27 protein-coding genes are annotated in these 19524 nt (G+C 73.4%); 10 read left to right on the top strand and 17 right to left on the bottom strand.

What is annotated here, in order from left to right:
- Nucleotides 1-34: 34 nt before the first annotated feature.
- Nucleotides 35-592 (bottom strand): dihydrofolate reductase family protein, encoded by a 558-nt coding sequence (locus tag HNR61_RS09830; RefSeq protein WP_182842800.1) that lies wholly within the window; start codon nt 590-592, stop codon nt 35-37.
- Nucleotides 593-730: 138 nt separating this feature from the next.
- On the opposite strand from HNR61_RS09830, the gene HNR61_RS09825 reads away from it, so the two are divergent.
- Complete coding sequence (locus HNR61_RS09825; protein WP_182842799.1) at nt 731-1549, top strand: MOSC domain-containing protein; 819 nt, start codon at nt 731-733, stop codon at nt 1547-1549.
- On the opposite strand, the gene HNR61_RS09820 is transcribed toward HNR61_RS09825, so the two are convergent.
- From HNR61_RS09820 to HNR61_RS09805, 4 genes are read right to left on the bottom strand one after another with little or no spacing between them, the layout of a single operon-like run.
- Nucleotides 1546-2229, bottom strand: coding sequence for a PhzF family phenazine biosynthesis protein (locus HNR61_RS09820; protein WP_312897829.1), 684 nt, complete (start codon nt 2227-2229; stop codon nt 1546-1548). The two genes, HNR61_RS09825 and HNR61_RS09820, sit on opposite strands and share 4 nt — an antisense overlap.
- 2 nt (nt 2230-2231) lie before the next feature.
- Nucleotides 2232-2429, bottom strand: coding sequence for a hypothetical protein (locus tag HNR61_RS09815; protein WP_182842798.1), 198 nt, complete (start codon nt 2427-2429; stop codon nt 2232-2234).
- 16 nt (nt 2430-2445) lie between these two features.
- Entirely contained in the window at nt 2446-3033 is a 588-nt protein-coding gene (locus HNR61_RS09810; RefSeq protein ID WP_182842797.1) for a hypothetical protein, read from the bottom strand.
- Entirely contained in the window at nt 3030-3611 is a 582-nt protein-coding gene (locus tag HNR61_RS09805) for a TetR/AcrR family transcriptional regulator (protein WP_182842796.1), read from the bottom strand. Before HNR61_RS09805 ends, HNR61_RS09810 begins: the two co-directional genes overlap by 4 nt.
- 68 nt (nt 3612-3679) lie before the next feature.
- Between HNR61_RS09805 and HNR61_RS09800 the strand changes: the two genes are divergently transcribed.
- Nucleotides 3680-4189 carry an isochorismatase family protein gene (locus HNR61_RS09800; protein WP_182842795.1) on the top strand — a complete coding sequence of 170 codons (510 nt, stop codon included), beginning with the start codon at nt 3680-3682 and terminating at the stop codon, nt 4187-4189.
- 14 nt (nt 4190-4203) lie between these two features.
- Here HNR61_RS09800 and HNR61_RS09795 read toward each other — a convergent pair whose 3' ends face one another.
- The 4 genes from HNR61_RS09795 to HNR61_RS09780 all read right to left on the bottom strand — a co-directional run bounded on the left by HNR61_RS09795 (nt 4204) and on the right by HNR61_RS09780 (nt 6339).
- Complete coding sequence (locus HNR61_RS09795) at nt 4204-4632, bottom strand: hypothetical protein (RefSeq protein WP_182842794.1); 429 nt, start codon at nt 4630-4632, stop codon at nt 4204-4206.
- Nucleotides 4633-4707: 75 nt separating this feature from the next.
- On the bottom strand, nt 4708-5130 hold the full coding sequence (locus HNR61_RS09790; protein WP_182842793.1) for an STAS domain-containing protein: 423 nt from the start codon (nt 5128-5130) through the stop codon (nt 4708-4710).
- A 49-nt stretch (nt 5131-5179) separates the two neighbouring features.
- Nucleotides 5180-5539 (bottom strand): 5-carboxymethyl-2-hydroxymuconate Delta-isomerase, encoded by a 360-nt coding sequence (locus HNR61_RS09785; protein ID WP_182842792.1) that lies wholly within the window; start codon nt 5537-5539, stop codon nt 5180-5182.
- A 5-nt stretch (nt 5540-5544) separates the two neighbouring features.
- The gene (locus HNR61_RS09780) at nt 5545-6339 is read right to left on the bottom strand and encodes an alpha/beta fold hydrolase (RefSeq protein WP_182842791.1); all 795 of its coding nucleotides are present in this window, start codon (nt 6337-6339) and stop codon (nt 5545-5547) included.
- A gap of 303 nt (nt 6340-6642) precedes the next feature.
- On the opposite strand from HNR61_RS09780, the gene HNR61_RS09775 reads away from it, so the two are divergent.
- A complete protein-coding gene (locus tag HNR61_RS09775) occupies nt 6643-7251 on the top strand; it encodes a TenA family protein (protein WP_182842790.1) in 609 nt (202 codons plus the stop codon).
- A 68-nt stretch (nt 7252-7319) separates the two neighbouring features.
- Nucleotides 7320-7937 carry a GNAT family N-acetyltransferase gene (locus HNR61_RS09770; RefSeq protein ID WP_182842789.1) on the top strand — a complete coding sequence of 206 codons (618 nt, stop codon included), beginning with the start codon at nt 7320-7322 and terminating at the stop codon, nt 7935-7937.
- Here HNR61_RS09770 and HNR61_RS09765 read toward each other — a convergent pair.
- Both HNR61_RS09765 and HNR61_RS09760 read right to left on the bottom strand, forming a co-directional pair.
- The gene (locus HNR61_RS09765; RefSeq protein WP_182842788.1) at nt 7901-8974 is read right to left on the bottom strand and encodes an alkene reductase; all 1074 of its coding nucleotides are present in this window, start codon (nt 8972-8974) and stop codon (nt 7901-7903) included. The genes HNR61_RS09770 and HNR61_RS09765 overlap by 37 nt on opposite strands.
- 35 nt (nt 8975-9009) lie before the next feature.
- Nucleotides 9010-9402, bottom strand: coding sequence for a RidA family protein (locus HNR61_RS09760; protein WP_312897828.1), 393 nt, complete (start codon nt 9400-9402; stop codon nt 9010-9012).
- A 103-nt stretch (nt 9403-9505) separates the two neighbouring features.
- Here HNR61_RS09760 and HNR61_RS09755 point away from each other — a divergent pair, with 103 nt between their 5' ends.
- The 3 genes from HNR61_RS09755 to HNR61_RS09745 all read left to right on the top strand — a co-directional run bounded on the left by HNR61_RS09755 (nt 9506) and on the right by HNR61_RS09745 (nt 11587).
- On the top strand, nt 9506-9928 hold the full coding sequence (locus tag HNR61_RS09755) for a MarR family winged helix-turn-helix transcriptional regulator (protein ID WP_182842786.1): 423 nt from the start codon (nt 9506-9508) through the stop codon (nt 9926-9928).
- A gap of 90 nt (nt 9929-10018) precedes the next feature.
- Entirely contained in the window at nt 10019-10597 is a 579-nt protein-coding gene (locus HNR61_RS09750; RefSeq protein WP_182842785.1) for an RNA polymerase sigma factor, read from the top strand.
- A 3-nt stretch (nt 10598-10600) separates the two neighbouring features.
- Nucleotides 10601-11587, top strand: a complete 987-nt coding sequence (locus HNR61_RS09745) for a CU044_5270 family protein (protein WP_182842784.1) — start codon at nt 10601-10603, stop codon at nt 11585-11587.
- On the opposite strand, the gene HNR61_RS09740 is transcribed toward HNR61_RS09745, so the two are convergent.
- Nucleotides 11499-12311 (bottom strand): NAD-dependent epimerase/dehydratase family protein, encoded by an 813-nt coding sequence (locus HNR61_RS09740; RefSeq protein WP_182842783.1) that lies wholly within the window; start codon nt 12309-12311, stop codon nt 11499-11501. The genes HNR61_RS09745 and HNR61_RS09740 overlap by 89 nt on opposite strands.
- 90 nt (nt 12312-12401) lie before the next feature.
- Nucleotides 12402-13181 carry a DUF8832 domain-containing protein gene (locus HNR61_RS09735; protein ID WP_220509150.1) on the bottom strand — a complete coding sequence of 260 codons (780 nt, stop codon included), beginning with the start codon at nt 13179-13181 and terminating at the stop codon, nt 12402-12404.
- Between the two features lie 192 nt (nt 13182-13373).
- Between HNR61_RS09735 and HNR61_RS09730 the strand changes: the two genes are divergently transcribed.
- A complete protein-coding gene (locus tag HNR61_RS09730; protein ID WP_182842782.1) occupies nt 13374-13841 on the top strand; it encodes a hypothetical protein in 468 nt (155 codons plus the stop codon).
- Between the two features lie 85 nt (nt 13842-13926).
- Nucleotides 13927-14178, top strand: a complete 252-nt coding sequence (locus HNR61_RS09725) for a hypothetical protein (RefSeq protein ID WP_067812537.1) — start codon at nt 13927-13929, stop codon at nt 14176-14178.
- Between the two features lie 75 nt (nt 14179-14253).
- Here the strand turns inward: HNR61_RS09725 and HNR61_RS09720 are convergent, their stop codons facing one another.
- The 4 genes from HNR61_RS09720 to HNR61_RS09705 form a co-directional block, all read right to left on the bottom strand.
- Nucleotides 14254-16509, bottom strand: coding sequence for a heavy metal translocating P-type ATPase (locus tag HNR61_RS09720; RefSeq protein ID WP_182842781.1), 2256 nt, complete (start codon nt 16507-16509; stop codon nt 14254-14256).
- 36 nt (nt 16510-16545) lie between these two features.
- Complete coding sequence (locus HNR61_RS09715; RefSeq protein ID WP_182842780.1) at nt 16546-17541, bottom strand: DUF8832 domain-containing protein; 996 nt, start codon at nt 17539-17541, stop codon at nt 16546-16548.
- A gap of 1 nt (nt 17542) precedes the next feature.
- A complete protein-coding gene (locus tag HNR61_RS09710; RefSeq protein ID WP_182842779.1) occupies nt 17543-17752 on the bottom strand; it encodes a heavy-metal-associated domain-containing protein in 210 nt (69 codons plus the stop codon).
- A 573-nt stretch (nt 17753-18325) separates the two neighbouring features.
- Nucleotides 18326-18745, bottom strand: coding sequence for an SSI family serine proteinase inhibitor (locus tag HNR61_RS09705; RefSeq protein ID WP_246442393.1), 420 nt, complete (start codon nt 18743-18745; stop codon nt 18326-18328).
- A gap of 88 nt (nt 18746-18833) precedes the next feature.
- On the opposite strand from HNR61_RS09705, the gene HNR61_RS09700 reads away from it, so the two are divergent.
- Nucleotides 18834-19175: a rhodanese-like domain-containing protein gene (locus HNR61_RS09700; RefSeq protein ID WP_182842777.1), complete on the top strand. Its 342-nt coding sequence runs from the start codon at nt 18834-18836 to the stop codon at nt 19173-19175.
- Nucleotides 19176-19524 lie beyond the last annotated feature (349 nt).

The following is a 19524-nucleotide window of genomic DNA, read 5'->3' as shown; positions in this document are numbered from 1 at the left end:
ATGGCCGACAGCATGCCAGCCGCGCCCGGCGGCGTCACCCCGTCCGGTACCGCAGCAGCACGACCCCCGAGCGGAACGGCCGCGTCTCCACCAGCCGCAGCCGCGGGATCTCCGCCTCCTCGAACAGCCGCGCGCCCCGACCGACCACCACCGGGTGGACGAACAGCCGGTACTCGTCCACCAGCCCGGCCGCGACGAGCCCCCGCACCAGCGTCATGCTCCCGGTCGCGACGATGTCCCCGCCCGGCGCGGCCTTCAACGCCCGGACCTCCTCCTCCAGCGGCCCGCGCAGCACGGTGGTCCGCTCCCACCCCGGATCGCGCAGCGTCCTCGACACGACGTACTTCTCCACCGTGTTCAGGTGCGCGGTCACCCCGGAGGCGTCGTCGGCCTGGCGCGGCCAGTAGCCGCGCATCTCCTCGAACGTCACCCGCCCGAACAGCACGGCGCCGTTCGCGGCCATGTGCTCTCGGAGCACCGCCGTCATGTCCGACTGGTCCACCCCGGGCTCGTTCGCGACGGCGAACCACCCCTTCGCCGCGTCGATGACCCCGTCGAGCGTGATGTTCTCGGTGACGATCAGATCCCTCATCCGCTGCCCTCCTCCGGTGGCGGTCACGGGTACCGACCGGCCCGGCGGCCCGGACTCATCGCGGTATCTGACAGATCCTCGTCAGTTGTCGCGCCCCGCCCTGGCCCCGAGCTGATGATCACTCCTAGGCTCGCGTCCATGGCGACCATCGTGGAACTGATCACGTATCCGGTGAAGGGCTGCGCCGGGGTCCCGCGCGCCGCCGCCGTCCTCACCCCGGCGGGCCTGGCGCACGACCGCGCGTTCATGGTGACGGGGCCGGATGGAACGTTCCGCAGCCAGCGCCGCGACCCCCGCCTGGCGCTCATCCGCCCCGACGTCTCCGAGGACGGCGAGGAGCTCACCCTCCGCGCGCCCGGCCTCGACGACCTGCGGCTCAAGGTCGACCTGGACGCCGAACGCCGCGACGTCACCATGTTCGGCGCCCCCTACCAGGGCATCGACCAGGGCGAGACCGCCGCCGAATGGCTCACCGAGGCGCTCGGCGCCCCCAGCCGCCTGGTCCGCTTCCCGCCCGGACTCGACCGCGTGACCGACGGCCTCGTCCCCGGCCGCGCCGCCTACGCCGACAGCGGCGCGGTCCACGCGGTCTCCCGCGCGACGCTGCGCGCGCTGAACGACCGCGTGCCCGGCCCGCCGGTCCCCCTGTCCCGCTTCCGCCCCAACCTGGTGATCGACGGCTGGGACGACCCGCACCGCGAGGACCGTGTCCGCCGCCTCGCCGCCGGCGACGCCGAACTCGCCTACGCCAAGCCCGCGATCCGCTGCGCGGTCACCCTGGTCGACCAGGACACCGCCGCCAAGGCCGGACCCGAGCCGCTGCGCACGCTCGCGACCTACCGCCGCGCGCCCGGCGGCGGGGTGGCGTTCGGGGTCAAGCTCTCGGTCACCCGACCCGGAACGCTGGCGACCGGCGCCGCGATCGACGTCCTGGCCTGGGGCGACCCGGAGGTCTAGAGCGCCACGGAGCGGACGCCGTCCAGCACGACCCGCCCGCCGACGTCGGCCCGCCCCGCCTCGGGCGCGGGCCGCGCGGCGATCACCGACCCCCGGCCCTGGCGGACCGTCAGCGGCCGCCCGTGCCGCACCGCCTGGCGCATCGCCGCCGACCCGGTCGCCTCGTCCTCGGCGACGCCGACCTCCGCCGCGAACGCCCGCGTCCGCATCACCCCGGCCGCCTCGTCGAGCCACGCCCAGAACTGGTGGTGCCGGTACTCCGGCCCCGGCGGGACGGGCAGCGCCTCGACCTCCGCCGGGCTCCCCACCTGCACGAAACCCCACTCCGGGGCGTCGGCGAGGCTCCCCCGGACCCAGGTCGTCGCACCCTCGCGCCAGGTCTCCATCTCCCCGGCGAGCCGGGGCCGCAGCACCCGGGGGACGGCCCCGGTCACCTCCCCGACCAGCCAGGCGACGCCCACCGTGGGGTGCCCCGCCATCCGCATCTCGGCCCTCGGGTTGAAGATCCGGATCGCGCCCCGCCCGGCGTCGTCCACGAACACGGTCTCGCTGAACCCGAGCCGCGCCGTCAGCGCCGGTCCCGCCTCGCCCGGAAGCCCGGCCGCATCGAACACGACGCCCAGCCCGTTCCCGAACCGCCCGTCCTCGTCGCAGAACACCCGCACCACGTGCACGTCCACGTTCACAGCATCCGCCCCAGCACTCCCGACCCCGCGACGATCAGCGCGCCGATCGCCATGAACACCCCCGGCACGAGCCGCCTCCCGTACCGCTCGACCAGCCCGACGACCCGCCGGTGCGACCCCAGCCACGACGCCGCCGGGCACCACACCGCGACCCCGGCCGCGAACACCGCGACGGTCCCCGCCGTTCCGCTCACGCGCCGAACCTACCGATCACGTCCCTTGACGCACGCCGCCGCCCTCGGGCGCCCGCTCGTACGGCTGCTCCGGGACGGCGTGGGCCAGCACCAGCTTGAGCAGCAGCACGGCGGGCAGCCAGCCGAAGCCCGCCGGGTCCGGCAGCGACGTCGACGCCATCACCCCGGCCAGCACCACCAGCAGCGCCACCGGCCGCGCCAGGTACGACGGCGCGCGCACCACCAGCACGACCCCGGCCAGCGCCCACGCGTACCACAGCGGCCCCCACCACCACGGCCCGCCGAACACCAGCCCGGCCACGATCGGCTGGAGATGCACGGCGGTGAAGCCGACCGGGTCGTGCAGGAAGCGGTTCAGGCGGGTCGGCGGCAGCGGCAGGGGACCGTGGTAGAAGCGCTTGGCGGCGTCGAGGCCGTTCGCGACGACGCCCCCGGCCAAGTCCACCACCAGCGCGATCGCCACCAGGTGGCGCCACCACTCCCAGTCCAGGCCGCGGGCGGAGGCCAGCAGCCCGGCGATCCCGGCGACGGCCGCCGCGCAGGGCAGCGCGTACTCGGCCGCCGTGGTCCCGGTCCCGAAGAACCAGCTCGGCCGCGCGCTCATGACCGCAGGCCCCGGGTGTAGACCAGCATCGCCTCGGACGTCCAGCGGACCAGCCCCTCGGTCGACAGCGGGTCGAGGCCGAGCACGTCGGTGATGCGGTCGCGCAGCAGGATCATCGCCAGGTCGTTGACCGTCAGGAACGCCGCCCGCACCGCGGGGTCGGGCCCCCGGCCGCCCTCCGGCATGGCGTCCAGCCTGGCCCGGCTCATCTCGAACAGGCGGCGGAACAGCGCGCGCCCGGCCTCGCCGTCGCCCAGCAGCAGCCCGCGCAGGTAGTCGGGGATCGGGGAGTCCGGCGGCAGGTGCCGCAGCAGCGCCGCCGCCAGCGACCCGCCGCCCGAGGAGTCGGCGGTCAGCTCCCCGAGCATGCCGTCGAACGTCTCGACGACATGCCGGTCCACCTCCTCGCGCAGCCCGTCCTTGGTCCCGAAGTGGTGGATCACCAGCCCCGGCGAGACCCCGGCGGCGGCGGCGACCCGCCGCACCGTCACCGTGTCCGGGCCGTGCTCGGCGAACAGCCGCAGCGCCTCGTCGCGGATGACCGCGCGGGCGGTCCGGTCGTCGATTGTTGAACGCATGTTCAGTAGACTAAACAAATGTTCAGCTGCTGTCCAGGGTGGTGCGGATCACCCCCTATGGTGTGATCATGGTCACCGTTGATCCCGCCCGTACCGCCCTCGTCCTGGTCGACCTCATGCAGCGGATCGTCGACCTGCCGCTCGCGCCGCGTCCCGGGACGGCCGTGCTGGAGGCGGGCTGCCGCCTCGCCGAACGGTTCCGGGCGGCCGGGGCCCTGGTGGTCGCGCTGCGCTCCGAGCGCCCCACGGCCGAGCAGCCCCCGGGCAGCCACCTGGCCGAACGCGCCGCCGCGCTCGCCGACGCGGTCGTGGTCAAGCGGACGGTCGGCGGCTTCCACCAGACCGGTCTGCACTGGACCCTGCAACAGCGCGAGGTGACCACGCTGGTCCTGGCGGGCATCGCCACCAACATGGGCGTGGAGTCCACGGCCCGCTCCGCCGACGACCACGGCTACGAGCTGCTGTTCGCCGAGGACGCGATGACGGCGCTGACCGCCGACGAGCACCGCGCGGCCACGACGCTGAGCCTGCCCCGCTTCGGCAGGGTGGTCGCGTCAGCGGAGATCGAGCCCGCCTAGCCCCGCGCCCGGGGTCATTCGGGGTCGGCCCAGGGGTCCGGGCCGCCCGCGGGTCCGGCGGTGATCCGCAGCGTGAACGGCCGGTACTCGTCGTCGGCCTCCTCCACCGTGAACCCCGCCGCGGTGAGGATCGCGCCGAGGGCCCGCTCCATCGCGACGGCCACCGCGCCGCTGAACAGCAGCGCCGGGTCGTCCTCCCCGGTCTCCTCCCCGATGGCGTAGGCGGCGGCGCGGGCGAGCTGCGGGTGCAGGCGCCAGGTCGCGTAGACGCCGCCGGCCGCGTCCGCGCCGTAGTCCACCTCGATCTCGGCCCCGGAGCCGAGCGTGACCTCCAGATCGCTCGGCATCAGCGGCAACCCGGCCGCGGCCAGCGCGTTACGCGCGTGCGCCGCCAGGCGATCCCGGGCCCGGCACGTCCCGGGAGTGGCCTTCTCGTATCTCACGACACCTCATGATCTCCCCTGGATCTGCCGAGGTGAAGAGGGTTTCGGTGGGGCCGCGCGCCGGAGGGGCCGGGATCAGGCGTTCTCGGTCGTCCGCCGCTCCGGCTCGGCGGACACGCGGAACCGGTCGCGGTTCCGCAGGTCGGGCAGCGTGTCGGTCACCGTCAGGAACCGGTCCAGCCCCATCCAGTTGAGGCGTTCGCCCAGCGAGGGCGGGACCCGCATCAGCACCAGCTGCCCCTGCGCCCTCCGCAGGCGCTTCCACACCTTGATCAGGGTGTTCAGGCCGGAGGAGTCGATGAAGCGCAGGCGGTGCGTGTCGATGGCGACGTGCTTGTGCTCTCCCAGGTGGGAGGGGTCGAGCGTGGCCTCCAGTCGCGGCGCCGTGGCGAGGTCGAGGTCACCGGCCACGGACACCACGACCCACCGCCCCTCCACCCGCCGGCTGATCTCCACTGCGTCGTCCGGAGGTGTCGTCTCCTTGATCACCAGGGTCACCCCGTCAGTGCTCGGCTGTTCTGCTCCCCTCTACCCAGCATCGGCGTGACTATTGCGGCAGGACGCGCTTGTGATAGTCGGCGATATCCCGGACCTCCACGGTGACCTGGGTGTTCCGTCCGGATCCGGGACCGAGGAAGCGGCACAGGGTCTCCAGCGTCAGCGCGCCGAGCCGTTCCTTCACGGCCGCGGCGCGCCCCGGCATGATCGCCACATCCGCGTGGATCATCGCCTCGGCCGCGCCGCCGTCGCCGATGACCACCTCGTCGAGGGCGTGGAAGCGGGTCTTGAAGTCGGCCGGCGCGCTGCCGATCAGCTCCGACGCGGCGGGGTGCAGCGCGAGCGCGAACCCGCGCCGGTCGAAGAGGTCGGCGAGGACGGCGGAGTACTCGATGGTGATCTGCGGCATGCGACCTATTCTGCCCGGTCGGCCGGTCCGTCCGCCGTCGCGAGGAAGTCGGCGATGAGCTTCCGCCACTCCTCGGGGCGCTCGGCGAACGGCAGGTGGCCCGTGTCGAGCTCGGCGACCCGCGCGCCGGGGATCCCGGCGGCCAGCCGCCGCTGCGCCCCGGGCGGGACCAGCCGGTCGGCGGTGGTGACGACGACCAGCGTCGGGACGGAGATCCCCGCCAGGTCCCCGCGCACGTCCACCCGCCCCGCGAGGTCGACGTGCTCGGGCGTCCCCGGCGGGACGGTCGCGGCGGTCCCGGCGAGCGCGTCCCGCAGCTCCTCCTCCGACAGCGCCTCCAGGGCCGCCGGGGAGAGGGCGGTCGGCAGCAGGAAGTCCGCCAGGCGGCCGCGGTCCTCGTGCTCCACCAGCGTGGCCCAGGTGTTCAGGGTGAGCCGCATGTGGTTGTCGGGCCGGGCGAACGCGGCGGTCAGCACGAGGGAGGTGACCCGTTCGGGGTGCCGGGCGGCGGCCCGGACGGCGACCGCGCCGCCCAGCGAGTACCCGGCGACCGCGAACGTCTCCAGTCCCTCGTCCACGGCGGCCGCGACGAGCTGGTCGGCGAGCCCGTCGAGCTCCAGGGGCCGCCCCGAGCGCGGGGTGCCGCCGGTGCCGGGGTAGTCCACGCCGACGACGGTCCGGTGCTCGGCGAGGCCGTCGAGGATCGCGCCGTAGTTGGGGGCGACGCCGCCGCCGGCGCCGTGGGCGAGGGCCAGGCCCGGTCCGGAGCCGCGGACGGTGCGAGCGAACGGGGAGGTCATGAGGGATCCCTTCCTTCTGTATCGAACGATAAAGAAATCTAGCGCATATCTGTATCGATCGCTACAGAAGGGGGTGGCGGACAGGTCGGGAACAATGTCCGGCGGGGGGTGGTTACACGTGATGGTCGGTGTGCCTGGTGTCCCCGGGCCCTACCTATCGCCTTCACGGAATACCGTTCGGCCGGAGCCGTGTCGTGCCTTTCGCCGAGAGGCGACCCGCGCACCGGCCCAAGCGTCAAGGCCCCGCCGGACCCCGCGTCCGGCGGGGCCTTCGTCGTCCACCGCGGATGGGACACTTCCGGTATGAGTCTCGCCGCGCACCTGGAGAAGATCGGCCTTCCGCTGGTCGAGGAGCAGTTGGAGCACCCCACCGTGACGGGCATCGCCCGCGGCGATCTCGACGTCGCGGTGTTCCGGTCCTGGCTGGAGCAGGACCACCTCTTCCTGCTGGACTACGTGCGGGTGTTCTCCCGGCTGGCCTGGCAGGCGCCGGACGCGCACCTGGGCGACCTCGTCGACCTCGCCCACGCCACGTTCCACGACGAGCTGGAGCTGCACCGCTCCCTGTCGGCGGAGTTCGGGGCCGACCTGGAGGGCGCGAAGAAGGGCCCGGCCTGCGCGGCCTACACCGCGTTCCTGCTGGACGCCGCCGCGGACTACGCCGAGGGCCTGGCCGCGCTCTACCCCTGCATGTGGGGCTACTCGACGCTGGGGCGGCGGCTCGCCGAGAACCCGCCCGCCGAACCCCGGTACCGCCGCTGGGTCGACACCTACGCCGACCCCGGCTTCGCCGGGCTGACCCGCCGCATCGCCCAGATGATCGACGAGGCGGGCGGGGACCGGGAACGCTCCGAGGCGCTGTTCCTGGAGGGCATGCGCCACGAGATCGCGTTCTGGGACGTCCCACTCTGACGTCCTCCTCGGTGAGGAGCCCGTCACCCAACGGAATCAGTCGAGGCCGTCGTGGCGTTCTCTGAGGTATGAGCACCACGACGACCCTCGACATCCGACTCGGACTGCCCGCCGGCGCCCGCCCCGCCGCGGCCGCCCTGTACTGGGAGGCGTTCTCCCGCAAGGCCGGCCCGGTGCTGGACGGCCCCCGGCGCGCCGGGTTCGTGGCGGAGTCGCTGGTGCCCGGCCGCGTCCTCGGCGCGTGGGACGGCGACCGCCTGCTCGGCGTCGCGTTCCTCCAGCAGGGCGGCGCCGCTCCCCTGGACCTGTCGCTCCGGCGGCTGGTCCGCGAGTTCGGCCCGGTCCGGGGGCTGTGGCGCGGGCTGCTCGCGCGCTGCCTGGCCTCCACCACGCCCGACGCCGACGAACTGATGATCGACTCGCTCGCCGTGTCGGGCGCGGCGCGCGGCCGGGGCGTCGGCGGCGCGCTGCTGGACGCCGTGGTCGAGCAGGCCCGCGCCCGCGGCCTCCGGCGCGTCCGCCTGGAGGTCGTGGACACCAACCCCCGCGCCCGCGCCCTCTACGAACGCTTCGGCTTCCGCGCCGGCGAGACCGTCCGCACCCCGTACCTGCGCCGCCTGATGGGCTTCGGCGCGGTGACGACGATGCGCTACGACGTCGAGTCCGCACCGGTCAACGCCGGATAGTCGACGTACCCCTCGGCCCCGCCGCCGTAGACGGTCGCCGGGTCGTAGGCGGCGAGCGGGGCGCCGGCGGCGAACCGCTCCGGCAGGTCCGGGTTGGCGAGGAACAGCCGCCCGAACGAGAACAGGTCCGCCAGCCCCGCCGACAGGGCCTCCTCGCCCGCCCGCCGGGTGGTGGGCTCGGAGCCGTTGAAGTTGCCGACCAGCGTGCCCGACCAGCGCGGGCGCAGGTCGGCGAGCGCCCCGTACGCGCCGCGCTCGATGACGTGCAGGTAGGCCAGCCCGAGCGGGTCGACCGCGTCGAGCAGCCGCCGGTAGACGGCCTGCGGGTCGTCCTCGACGATCTCGTTCTCCGGGTTGTCGGGGGAGATCCGCAGCCCGACCCGGTCCGCGCCGACCGCCGCCGTCACGGCCTCCACCACCTCGGTCGCGAACCGCGTCGGCTCGGCGTACCGGTCGGTGCGCCGGTTGGTGTTGCTGCCCAGGAACTGCTGGATCAGGTAGCCGTTCGCGCCGTGGATCTCGACGCCGTCGAACCCGGCGCGGACCGCGTTGCGCGCCTCGGCCGCGAACGCCTCGACCACGCCCTCGGCCTCGGCGGTCGTCAGCGCGCGGGGCGTCACGTGGTCGGCCATCCCCTCGGCGGTGTAGATCTGCTCGTGTTCGATCCGCACCGGCGACGGCGCGACCGGCGTCTCCCCGCGCAGGATGTCCGGGTGCGTCATGCGCCCGACGTGCCACAGTTGCGCGAAGATCCGCCCACCGGCGGCGTGCACGGCCTCGGTGACCTCCCGCCACCCCGCCACCTGCTCGTCGGTGACCAGGCCGGGGATACCGGGGCCGCCCTTGCCGAGCGGGTCGGCCCAGATCCCCTCGGAGACGATCAGCCCGGCGCCGGCGCGCTGCGCGTAGTACATCTTCGTGAGCGGATGGGGGACACCGGTGACGTCGTCGGCGCGGCCGCGCGTCATCGGGGCCATGACGATCCGGTTGGGCAGGCGGAGGTGGGGTCCCTCGTAGGACGTGAGCAGGGGGCTCATCTGCGGAAGACCTTTCGGGAGAGGGGCGTCGGGGGTCAGCGGGCGAGGGCGGTGACCTCGACCTCGATCAGCCAGTCCGGCTGCGCGAGCGAGGAGACCTCCACCAGCGTGTCGGCGGGGTAGGGCTCGGACAGGAACTCCTCGCGCAGCTTGATCAGCTCGTCCAGATGGGCGGCCATGTCCCGGACGAAGATCCCGACCCGCACCACGTCGGACAGGTCCGCCCCGGCGGCGGCCAGCACCTTGCGCAGGTTCTCGAACGCCTGCCGTCCCTGCTCCAGGAACCCGCCGGGCACGGTCCGGCCCTGCTCGTCGATCCCGGCCTGGCCGGAGACGTACAGCACGCCGTTGGCCTTGACCGCCTGGGAGATCCGGTAGGGCGCGTACCAGTCGGGGTCGGTGGCGATCTTCTCGATGTGCTTGGACACGAGTCCTCCAGGGATAGGTGCATGTACCTGCATGACTTGCATGTACATGCATAGGTTGCATGAGAGGTATTCTTCTGTCAACAGGAGAGAGCGAGGTGCGACGGTGGACGCGCAGGTCTGGGACCGGGTGATCACTCTGCACGGCCGGGTGGAACACGCCCTGTCCAAGGCGATGCAGCGCAGGCACGGCCTCGGCCTGTCGGAGTTCCGCGCCCTGTGCCGCCTGGCCCGCGCCGAGGACGGCGAACTGCGCATGCAGGAGCTCGCCGACCTCATCGGCCTCAACCAGAGCTCGGTCAGCCGCCTGGTCGCCCGCCTGGAGGCGGCGGGCTTCACCCGCCGCGACCTGTGCGCCGCGGACCGCCGCGGCGTCTACACGGTCATCACCGAGGAGGGCCGCGCCATCCAGGAGGAGGCGAACCCGACCTACCGCGCGGTCCTGACCGAGACCCTGGACGCCGCCGCCGGCGACGAGAGCCTGGCCCCCCTGGTCGCCACCCTGAGAAGCCAGTACGCCCTCGCGTAGACCCTCTCGGGAAGCGGACGGCCGCACCGGACCAATAACCGGTGTCCCGTCCCCCTGAGAGAGGCCGTCCGCGATGAGAACGAGTCCGACGTGACCGCGGTGCGCACCGAGAGCGACGCCGAGGTCATCGAACGGTCGTTGCGCGAGCCCGAGGCGTTCGCCGCGCTGTACGACCAGCACGCTCCGGCCGTCCACCGCTACCTCGCCCGCCGTCTCGGGCCCGACCTGGCCGACGACCTGATGGCCGAGACGTTCCTGCGGGCGTTCCAGCGGCGCGCCCGCTACGACCGCGCCCGCCCCGACGCCCGCCCCTGGCTGTACGGCATCGCCACGAACCTGGTCGGCGGGCACCGCCGCGCCGAGGTCCGGTTCTGGCGGATGATCGCGCGGACCGGGATCGACCCGGCCGTCGACTCCCCCGCCGACCGGATCGCCGAACGGGTCAGCGCCCAGGGCGAACGCGCCGCGCTCGCCGCCGCCCTGGCCCGCCTCAACCGGGGACAGCGCGACGTCCTGCTGCTGACCGCCGCCGGGGAGCTGACCCCGGCCGAGATCGCGGAGGCGCTCGGCGTCGCCCCCGGCACCGTCCACTCCCGGCTGAACCGGGCGCGCCGCAGGATGCGCGCCGCGCTGGACGGCCGCGACCCCCTGACGAACGCGAAGGACTGACCGATGAGCGAGCTGAGGAAGATGTGCGACGAGGTGCGCCCGGTCGGCCCGGACGCGCTGGCCGAGGGCCGCGTGCGGCTGCTCGCGGCGGCCCACGGGACCGGGGCGCCCGTCCGCACGCGGAGGCCCCGGCGCGGCTGGATGGCCGGGCTGGTCGCGGTCGGCGCGGTGGCGACGGCGGCCGGAGCGGTCGCCGTCGTCCCCGGAACCGAGAAGCCGCGGGTGGGGCCGTCCACCACCGAGCCCGCCGTGCGACTGGCCAGCGCGAGCGAGGTGCTGCGCCACGCCGCCGACGCCGCCGGCCGCGAACGCGACCTGAACCCCCGCGACGACCAGTACATCCACATCAGGTCGATCGACAACGCGAACGGCACCAGGCGTGAGCTCTGGAGATCGGTGGACGGAAGGAAGGCGTCGGTGCTCCACCGGGACCCGTGCCGTCCCTCCGGCGAGGAGGCGTGCACCGACTCCTTCCGTGAGGAGGGGCGTCCGACCGCGTTCTACCGGCGGCTGCCGACCGACCCGAAGGCGCTGGAGGCGTGGTTCCGCCGCCACGTCGGCGCCGGCCACACCTTCGAGAAGGGCAAGCCGACCATGGAGCAGCGCATCTGGATGGAGATCGAGGGGACGCTGCTCGAACAGTACGTGCCGCCGAAGCTGCGCGCCGCGATGTTCACCATGGTGAGCCGCATGCCGGGCAGCCGGGTCATCAACGGGATCACCGACCCGGCGGGCCGCCCCGCCGTCGCCGTCACCATGCCGGGGAGGGCCTGGGAGGGCGGTGGAGAGCGGGGGGAGATCGTGTTCGATCGGCGCACGTTCCAGGTCATCGGCCTGCGGGACGGCGGAAGGTGGGCCGGCACGCTGCTGGGCGTCTCCGTGACCGACACCGCGCCGAAGGTCACGCCCCGCGACAAGCGGCCCCGGCCGCCCGCCGGGAAGCAGCCCCGGAACCGGCCGGGTCACCACCCTGGATCGGGTCGCCGGTGAAGAACGCGTCGGCGTCGGGGATCCGGGCGGCGTACTCCTCGGCGTCGTCCCGCGGGACGTAACCGATCTCGTCGCTCAGCTCCCAGAGGCGGCGGCTGTTGTCCGAGACGGCGTAGACCGTCAGGAAGTCCACGCCGGGCAGGGTGAGGGCGGCCCGCACGAACCCCGCGCCGTCGCGGTGGCTCAGCCAGGTCGCCAGGTGCCGGGACTCGGTGGGCTCGGCCTCGAAGCTGCCGATGCGCAGGCACACCACCTGGAGGCCGAACCGGTCGGCGTACAGGCGGCCCAGCGCCTCCACGGCGACCTTGCTGACCCCGTAGAGCCCGTCCGGTCGCGGCGGCAGGTCCGGGGAGACCCGTCGCGACCGGGGATAGTGGCCGGTCAGATGGTTGCTGCTGGCCAGCACGACCCGGCGCACCCCGGCGCGGCGGGCCGCCTCCAGCACGTGGTGGGTGGCCAGGACGTTGCCCTCGACCAGGTCCGGGAGCGGGGCCTCGCCCGGCACCCCGGCCAGGTGGACGATCCCGTCCGCGCCCTCCACCAGGGGGACCGCCGCGCCGGGGTCGGTCAGGTCGGCCGTCCGGGCCTCCTCGTTGGGGGCCTCGGCGGTCAGCGGCACGCGGTCGACGAGGACGAGCCGCTCGGCCTCCCGCCGCAGCGGCTCCCGCAGCACCGATCCGATCCGGCCCGCGGCGCCGGTGAGGACGACCGTTCCCAGTGACATGAACGCACCTCCGCGAGGCTTCCTCCCACCGGCCGCCGACGCGAAACGCGGACGCCCGGCTCCCGCCGGGCGTCCGCGTCGTCGGAGGGATCAGTGGTGGTGGGCATGGGCGTGGGCATGGGCGGTGGGGGCGGTGATGGGCGCTTCGAGGGTGAACGCCGCCGTGCGGACCGTGTCGTCGTGCTTGAAGTCCAGGAACATCCGGTAGACGCCGGGGCCCGGGACGGCGACATGGAACGTGACCTCCGGGCCGGGCGGGGTGACGCCGTCGCCCGGTTCGCCGTTCGGGTGGACGTGGACGTAGGCCAGGTCGCCCGCGCGCAGCACCACCAGGTGGCCGTAGGCGGCGAGGTAGGGCTGGAGGTCGGTGACCGGGGCGCCGTCCTTGCGCACCGTCAGCGTGACCATGCCGCCCAGTTCGCCGGTCAGCGTCACCTCGTAGCCGTCGACGACGGCGGTGGGCGCGGGCTCGGGAAGGGGACGCGGGGCGTAGTCGCCCGCGACGGCCAGGTCCGCGCCGAGGGTGAGGGGCCGCCCGAGGTCGCGCGGGGCGATGTCGGTGAAGACCCGGTAGGAGCCCGCCTCGGGCAGGTCCAGCTCGGTGCGCCAGGTGCCGTCGGCGGCGCGTTCGGGGTGCACGTGCCAGAACCCGGTCAGCTCGCGGGTGACGACGATCAGGTGCAGCTCGCGGTCGTGGAGGAGGCCGTACTCGGTGACGGGACGGTCGTCGGGGCCGAGGATCCGGAACGTCAGCTCGTTGCGGCCGGGGCGCAGGACGGTCTGGTCGAGGGCCAGCGTGTAACCGTCCCGGGTGATCTGGAGTCCGCCGGGCGCGGCGTCGGCGTGGTTGGTGTGGCCCGTGGTGTTCATTGTCGCGCTCCCTTCGATGACACCGAATGTATACCCCTGGGGGGTATCTGTCATCAGGGCGAGATGTGATTCGGGACACTCTCCCCTGGTGGGCCGGATCGTTTTCATGGTCGCAATAAACGCGCAGGTGGAGCCGAGTTTCTTTGACAAAGAGTTATATGATGACTACGCAGAGTGAAGTAGGCTTCTCTCGTGCGCAGGAGGTACCGCCAGGTATCGGCCGGCCGCCCCCGTGGGGGAACGTGGCCGGCCCTCCTCGTCGCGGTCCTCCTGCTGACCTGCCTGGCGGGAGTCGGCGGTCCGGCCCCGGCCTCCGCCGTCCAGCCGTACGCGGGCGCGTCGTCCGGCTCCTCCGGAACCATTCCCGAGGAGCAGCGCGGCGGCGAGGAGGGCGGCTCCGGCGAACGCGTGCTGCGCGGCGACGGCGAGGGCGGCCGGGGCGAGAAGCCCGGCGGCCACGCCACCGCCCGGGGCCGGTCGGCCGGGCCGTTCGCGGCGCGGCCGCTGCCGTTCCGGCTCCTGACGGTCATCGTCCCGAACGCGCTCCCGCCCCTTCCCGCGGCCGCGCACCCGGCCCCGCTGTCCGGCCCCCGGGCGGGCCCGGCCCGCCGGACCCCCGGCGCGCGCCTGCTCACCGGCCTCCAGGTCTCCCGGACGTGACCCGCCCCGCGGGCCCTCGGCGACCGCCGAGCCGCCCGCGTCCGGCGACATCCGTCCAGACCGGCAGACAAGGGAGCGGGAATCCATGCGCGTCCGGGACGTTCAGGTCATCACCGAAAAGTGGTACTTCTACTGCATGAACTGCCTCTGCTCGTGGCAGCGGGACTTCGAGGCACGGCACTGCGACGACGGGCACGGCGGCGACCACGTCGTCTGGCGGCTCAACGGCCACGCCGCGCTGCCCCCATGGGTGGACCCCCTCTGCCCGACCTGCCAGGGCTTCCAGGTCAAGGCGTTCCCGGGAGGACCCCGAGGGCTGGTCCCCGCCCAGCGGTGACCCCGGCGAAGCGGACGGAACAGGCCCCGCCCGAACCCGGGCGGGGCCTGTTCCCGTGGAGCGTCCGCTCCTGGATCACTCGGCGTTCAGCGGATTGAAGCCGCGCAGCCGCAGGCTGTTGCTGACCACGAAGACCGAGGAGAACGCCATCGCCCCACCGGCGATCATGGGGTTGAGCAGTCCGGCGGCGGCCAGCGGCAGGGCGGCCACGTTGTAGGCGAACGCCCAGAACAGGTTCCCCTTGATGGTGCGCAGCGTGCGCCGCGACAGCCGGATCGCATCGGCGGCGGCCCGCAGGTCCCCGCGCACCAGGGTCAGGTCCGAGGCCTCGATCGCCACATCGGTGCCGGTGCCCATCGCCAGGCCCAGGTCGGCCTGGGCGAGCGCGGCGGCGTCGTTGACCCCGTCGCCCACCATCGCCACGGTGCGGCCCTCGCCCTGGAGACGCTTGACCGCCTCGACCTTGTCGGCCGGCAGCACCTCGGCGATCACCTCTTCGATCCCCACCTGGTCGGCGACGGTGCGGGCCACCGCCTGGTTGTCGCCGGTCAGCAGCACCGGCCGCAACCCCAGCGCCCTGAGCTGGGTGATGGCCTGGGCGGAGGTGGGCTTGACCTGGTCGGCCACGGTCAGCACCGCGCGGGCCTCGCCGTCCCAGCCGACCGCGACGGCGGTGTGCCCGGCCTCGCCGGCCTCGGCCATCGCCTTCTCCAGCTCGGGGGTGAGGTGCTGGGACCATTCGGCCAGCAGTTGCGGGCGGCCTACCAGGACGGCGTGCCCGTCCACGATGCCCTGCACGCCCAGGCCCTCGACGTTGGCGAAGTCCTCGACCCCGGGCAGCTCCCCGACCCGCTCGACCGCGCCCTTGGCGATGGCCTGGGCGATCGGGTGCTCGGAGGCGTCCTCCAGCGCCCCGGCCAGCTTCAGCACCTCGTCCTCGGTGGCGTTGCCGGCGGTGATCACTTCGGTCAGGGTCATCCTGCCGGTGGTGACGGTGCCGGTCTTGTCCAGCACCACGGTGTCGATGCGGCGGGTGGACTCCAGCACCTCCGGACCCTTGATCAGGATGCCGAGCTGCGCGCCGCGCCCGGTGCCCACCAGCAGCGCGGTGGGGGTGGCCAGGCCCAGGGCGCACGGGCAGGCGATGATCAGCACGGCGACCGCGGCGGTGAACGCCGCCGCGATGCCGGTGCCGGTGCCGATCCAGAAGCCCAGCGTGGCCACCGCGATCGCGATCACGATCGGCACGAAGATCCCTGAGATCCGGTCGGCCAGCCGCTGCACCTGGGCCTTGCCGGTCTGGGCCTGCTCCACCAGCCGCGCCATCTGCGCGAGCTGGGTGTCGGAGCCGACGCGGGTGGCCTCCACCACCAGCCGCCCGCCCGCGTTCACGGTCGCGCCGACCACGGTGTCGCCGGGCCCGACCTCGACCGGGACGGACTCGCCGGTCAGCAGGGAGGCGTCCACGGCCGACGATCCCTCGCGCACGACGCCGTCGGTGGCGATCTTCTCACCGGGCCGCACCACGAACCGGTCTCCCACCGCCAGCCGGCCGGCGGGGACGCGCTCCTCGCGGCCGTCGCGCAGGACCGAGACCTCCTTGGCGCCCAGGTCCAGCAGGGCGCGCAGCGCGGCTCCGGCGCGGCGCTTGGAGCGGGCCTCGAAGTAGCGCCCGGCCAGGAGGAAGGCGACCACTCCGGCGGCGGCCTCCAGATACATGTTGGCCGAGCCGTCGGTGCGGGTCATGGAGAACTCGAAGCCGTGCTTCATGCCCGGGGTCCCGGCGGTGCCGAAGAACAGCGCCCACAGTGACCAGCCGAACGCCGCCAGGGTGCCCAGCGAGACCAGGGTGTCCATGGTGGCCGCGCCGTGCCGCAGGTTGGTCCAGGCCGCCTTGTGGAACGGCCACCCGGCGTAGACCACCACGGGGGCGGCCAGGGTGAGCGAGAGCCACTGCCAGTTGGTGAACTGCAACGCCGGCACCATCGCCATCGCGATCACCGGGACCGCCAGCACCAGCGCGGTGGCCAGCCGCTGGCGCAGCGGCCGCAGCTCGTCGGCTCCGGCGGGTTCCGCCTCGTCACCGGCGCCGTCGTCCTTGGGCGGCGGGGGCGGCGCGGCGGTGTAGCCGGCCTTCTCCACCGAGGCGATCAGTTCCTGGACCGAGATGCCGTCGGGGTATTCGACCTTGGCCTTCTCGGTGGCGTAGTTGACGGTCGCGGTCACGCCCTCGATCTTGTTCAGGCGCTTCTCGATGCGGGCGGCGCACGACGCGCAGGTCATCCCGCCGATCGCCAGCTCGATCTGCCCGGTCGTGCTGCCGGTGCCCATTGCTCGCTCCTCTCGGTGATCTTCGTGCGGGACGTCTCAGTGCGTGTGTCCGTCGTCCCCGTGTCCGCCGTCTCCGGCGGGCGGCGGGGTCGCGGCCGTTCCCGCCCGCGCGGTGAACTCGGCGGTGCGGACCTTGCCCTCATGCTGGAAGTCCAGGTAGAGGCGGTATGTTCCGGTGCTCGGGACCTCGGCGTGGAACGTGATGTCCGGCCCCGGCCTGGTCCTGCCGTCGCCCGGTTCCCCGTCCGGGTGGACGTGGAGGTAGGCCAGGTCGCCGCCGCGCAGCGCGACCAGGTGACCGTACGCCTCAAGGTACGGCTCCAGGTCGGTGACGGGCCGGCCGTCCTTGCGCACCGACAGGGTCAGTTTGCTGCTGCGCCCGGGGACGAGGTCGCCGTTCAACGTGACCTCGTAGCCGTCGACGCGGGCGGTGCGCCCGGGTTCGGGCAGCGGCTTCGGCTTCTGCTCGCCGGGCGCGACGACGTCGGTTCCCAGCGTGAGCTGCCGCTTGGCGCCCTGCGGCTTGACGTCGGTGAAGAAGCGGTAGGTCCCGGCGTCGGGCAGGGTCAGCGGGATCGACCAGACCCCGCCCCCGGCCTGCCCTTCGAGCAGGGTCGGGTGCAGGTGCTGGAACCCCGACAGGTCCCGCCGCGCGACGATCAGGTGCAGCTTCTTGCCGTGCAGGGCCTCGTAGGCGGTGACGGGCTTGCCGTCCGGGCCGTTCACCGTGAACCGGAAGTCGGTCCGCTCGCCCGGCTCGACCGTCGTGGTGGCCGGGACGAGCGTGTAGCCGTCCTCGGACACCTGGAGTCCGCCCGGGACGGGGGAGGTCGCCGGCGCGTCGCCGCCGCCGTGGCCGTCGCCGTGCCCGCCGCTCTGCGTTGCGTTCCGGGCGCCACCCGCCTGGTGGCCGTGTCCGCCGGTCTCGGCGGTCGCGCCGACGGGGCCGGTGATCTGCCCGACCCCGACGGCGCCTCCGAAGACGGCGGCCAGGCCCAGGGCGAACGCCCCCAGCTTGGTCGCGACGTTCATGTCACACCTTCACCTCGTAGCCGGCCTCCTCGACGGCGTCCCGCACCCGGGCGTCGTCGAGCGGGCCGTCGCTGGTCACGGTCACCTTGCCGGTCGCCAGGTCCACGTCCACGGCGGTCACCCCGGCGATCTGGCCGACCTCCTGCCTGACGGAGCCGACGCAGTGGCCGCAGGTCATTCCGGCGACGGTGTAGGTGGTGTCAACGCTCATCCCGAACCTCCCTCTCAAGTACCCCTAGGGGGTATCTCATGACCTCGATAGTACTCATCAGGGCCGGGATTGCAACCCCTAGGGGGTATGGGTTCCCCGTGACCTGGGACACACCGGACGCGCGGGCGTCTCCCGGCCCCGGGCCGGGCCGCCCGTTCCCGCTCGCGGCGAGTGACCGGAAACGCCGTCTAGCGGGGACGGCCGTGGATGGGAGGACTTTGGGCGCCTTGTTACACGGAAGTTATCCACAGGATGCGTGGAGCCGGAGACGGTAATCCCTAGGGTTTTTGTCCTCTGGTGACCGGATAGCCAGGGTGAATGTCGCGAAGTTCCCGAGGGTCGCGAAGTTGTCCACAGGACTGTCCACAGCTTTCCACAAGCCTGTGGGTTTCTTCGTCGCGAAGCCTTGACGGAAGATCGACTCGATCGATGGTCTCGCACGTCCCCGGACAAGGGAACGGCCCCGGCCGGGCGGCCGGGGCCTTTTTCCCGCGGTCGAGCCGGAACGGGGAGGGCTCGTCCGCGTCGGCGGACCTGTGGGGTCGGGGACGGCGGGCCGGTCGGAACGCGGGCTCAGCGGACCTTGGGGACGTCGCCGAACAGCGGACCCACGCTGCTCCAACGGTGCAACTCGCAACCGTCGGTGCGGGTGAACTTGGCGTCGACCGGCCTGCCCTGCCAGGTGCCCCTGACCGTGGCGACCTCAGGGCCGCCGTAGATCTTCGTGCAGATCCGGTCCTTGGGCGGAGGCGCGAAGGGGTCCTTGGCCTTGGCGAGCGCCGCGCACGCCTCCCTGGCCTTCGGATGGTCGCCGCCCGGCGGATCGCAGGTCAGCTTCCAGGTCTTCGCGGGCGCCTCGGGCGACGCCTTGACCTCGACGGTGAGGGAGTCCCCCGCCGGTGGCGTGGGGACGACCGAGGTGGCGGGGGGCTTGTCAGCGGGTCGGTTGTTCGTGGCCTGCTGGGAGCCGCATCCCGCCAGTGGCAGGATCATGGCCAGACTGGACGTGGCGAAAAGGAGCGTCCGATACCGCATGCGGAATTCGACGCAGGGGCGCTCCACACGGTTCCATGGAGGTGTGATGTTTTTCGGGGACGACGTACCGGCGGTGGACGCGGCCGAGGTTCCGCAGGACGCGTACCTGCTGGACGTCCGTGAGGACGACGAGTGGGAGGCGGGCCACGCGCCCGAGGCCGTGCACATCCCGATGGGGGAGCTGAGCGACCGCGCCGCCGAGATCCCGCGCGACCGCGAGATCTTCGTGATCTGCCGGTCCGGGATGCGGTCGGCGCAGGTCACGGTCGCGCTCAACCAGGCGGGCTGGGTCGCCCGGAACGTGGACGGCGGCATGAAGCGCTGGGCCGAGAACGGCCGCCCCATGGAGGCGGGCCCCACCCAGGACGGCCCGCCGTACGTCGCCTGACCGGCGGATCCCGGCCGGTCGGCAGCCGGGGCCGAGGCGGTTCCCCTTCAGGACCTGCCGTCCGCCGACCGTGACCGTGAAGTCCCCGCGCACGAAGTCGGCCCGGTCGTCCGGGGAAATCGAGTCGATCCGGCCGCTGGGCGCCACGGCCTGCCCGTCGTTCGTGCGGCCGGTACAGGCCACCGGACCGGGGCCGCGCCCCTGCGCGGGCGGGGTCGCCGTCGCCGCAGCCGGTGAGCGGCAGCACTCCCGCGCCCACCGCCAAGATCAGTGCTCGTGCCCTCATTTCCGGAGCATAGGCGGGTTCACCAGGGGTATCGGGTGGCTCGGCGGTGAGGGTACGATTTCC

Origin of the sequence: Actinomadura kijaniata, assembly GCF_014138665.1 — a bacterium.
GTDB classification, from domain to species: Bacteria; Actinomycetota; Actinomycetes; order Streptosporangiales; family Streptosporangiaceae; genus Spirillospora; species Spirillospora kijaniata.
The sequence above is the reverse complement of the archived record's forward strand: the minus strand, read 5'-3'. Positions and strand labels throughout refer to the sequence as shown.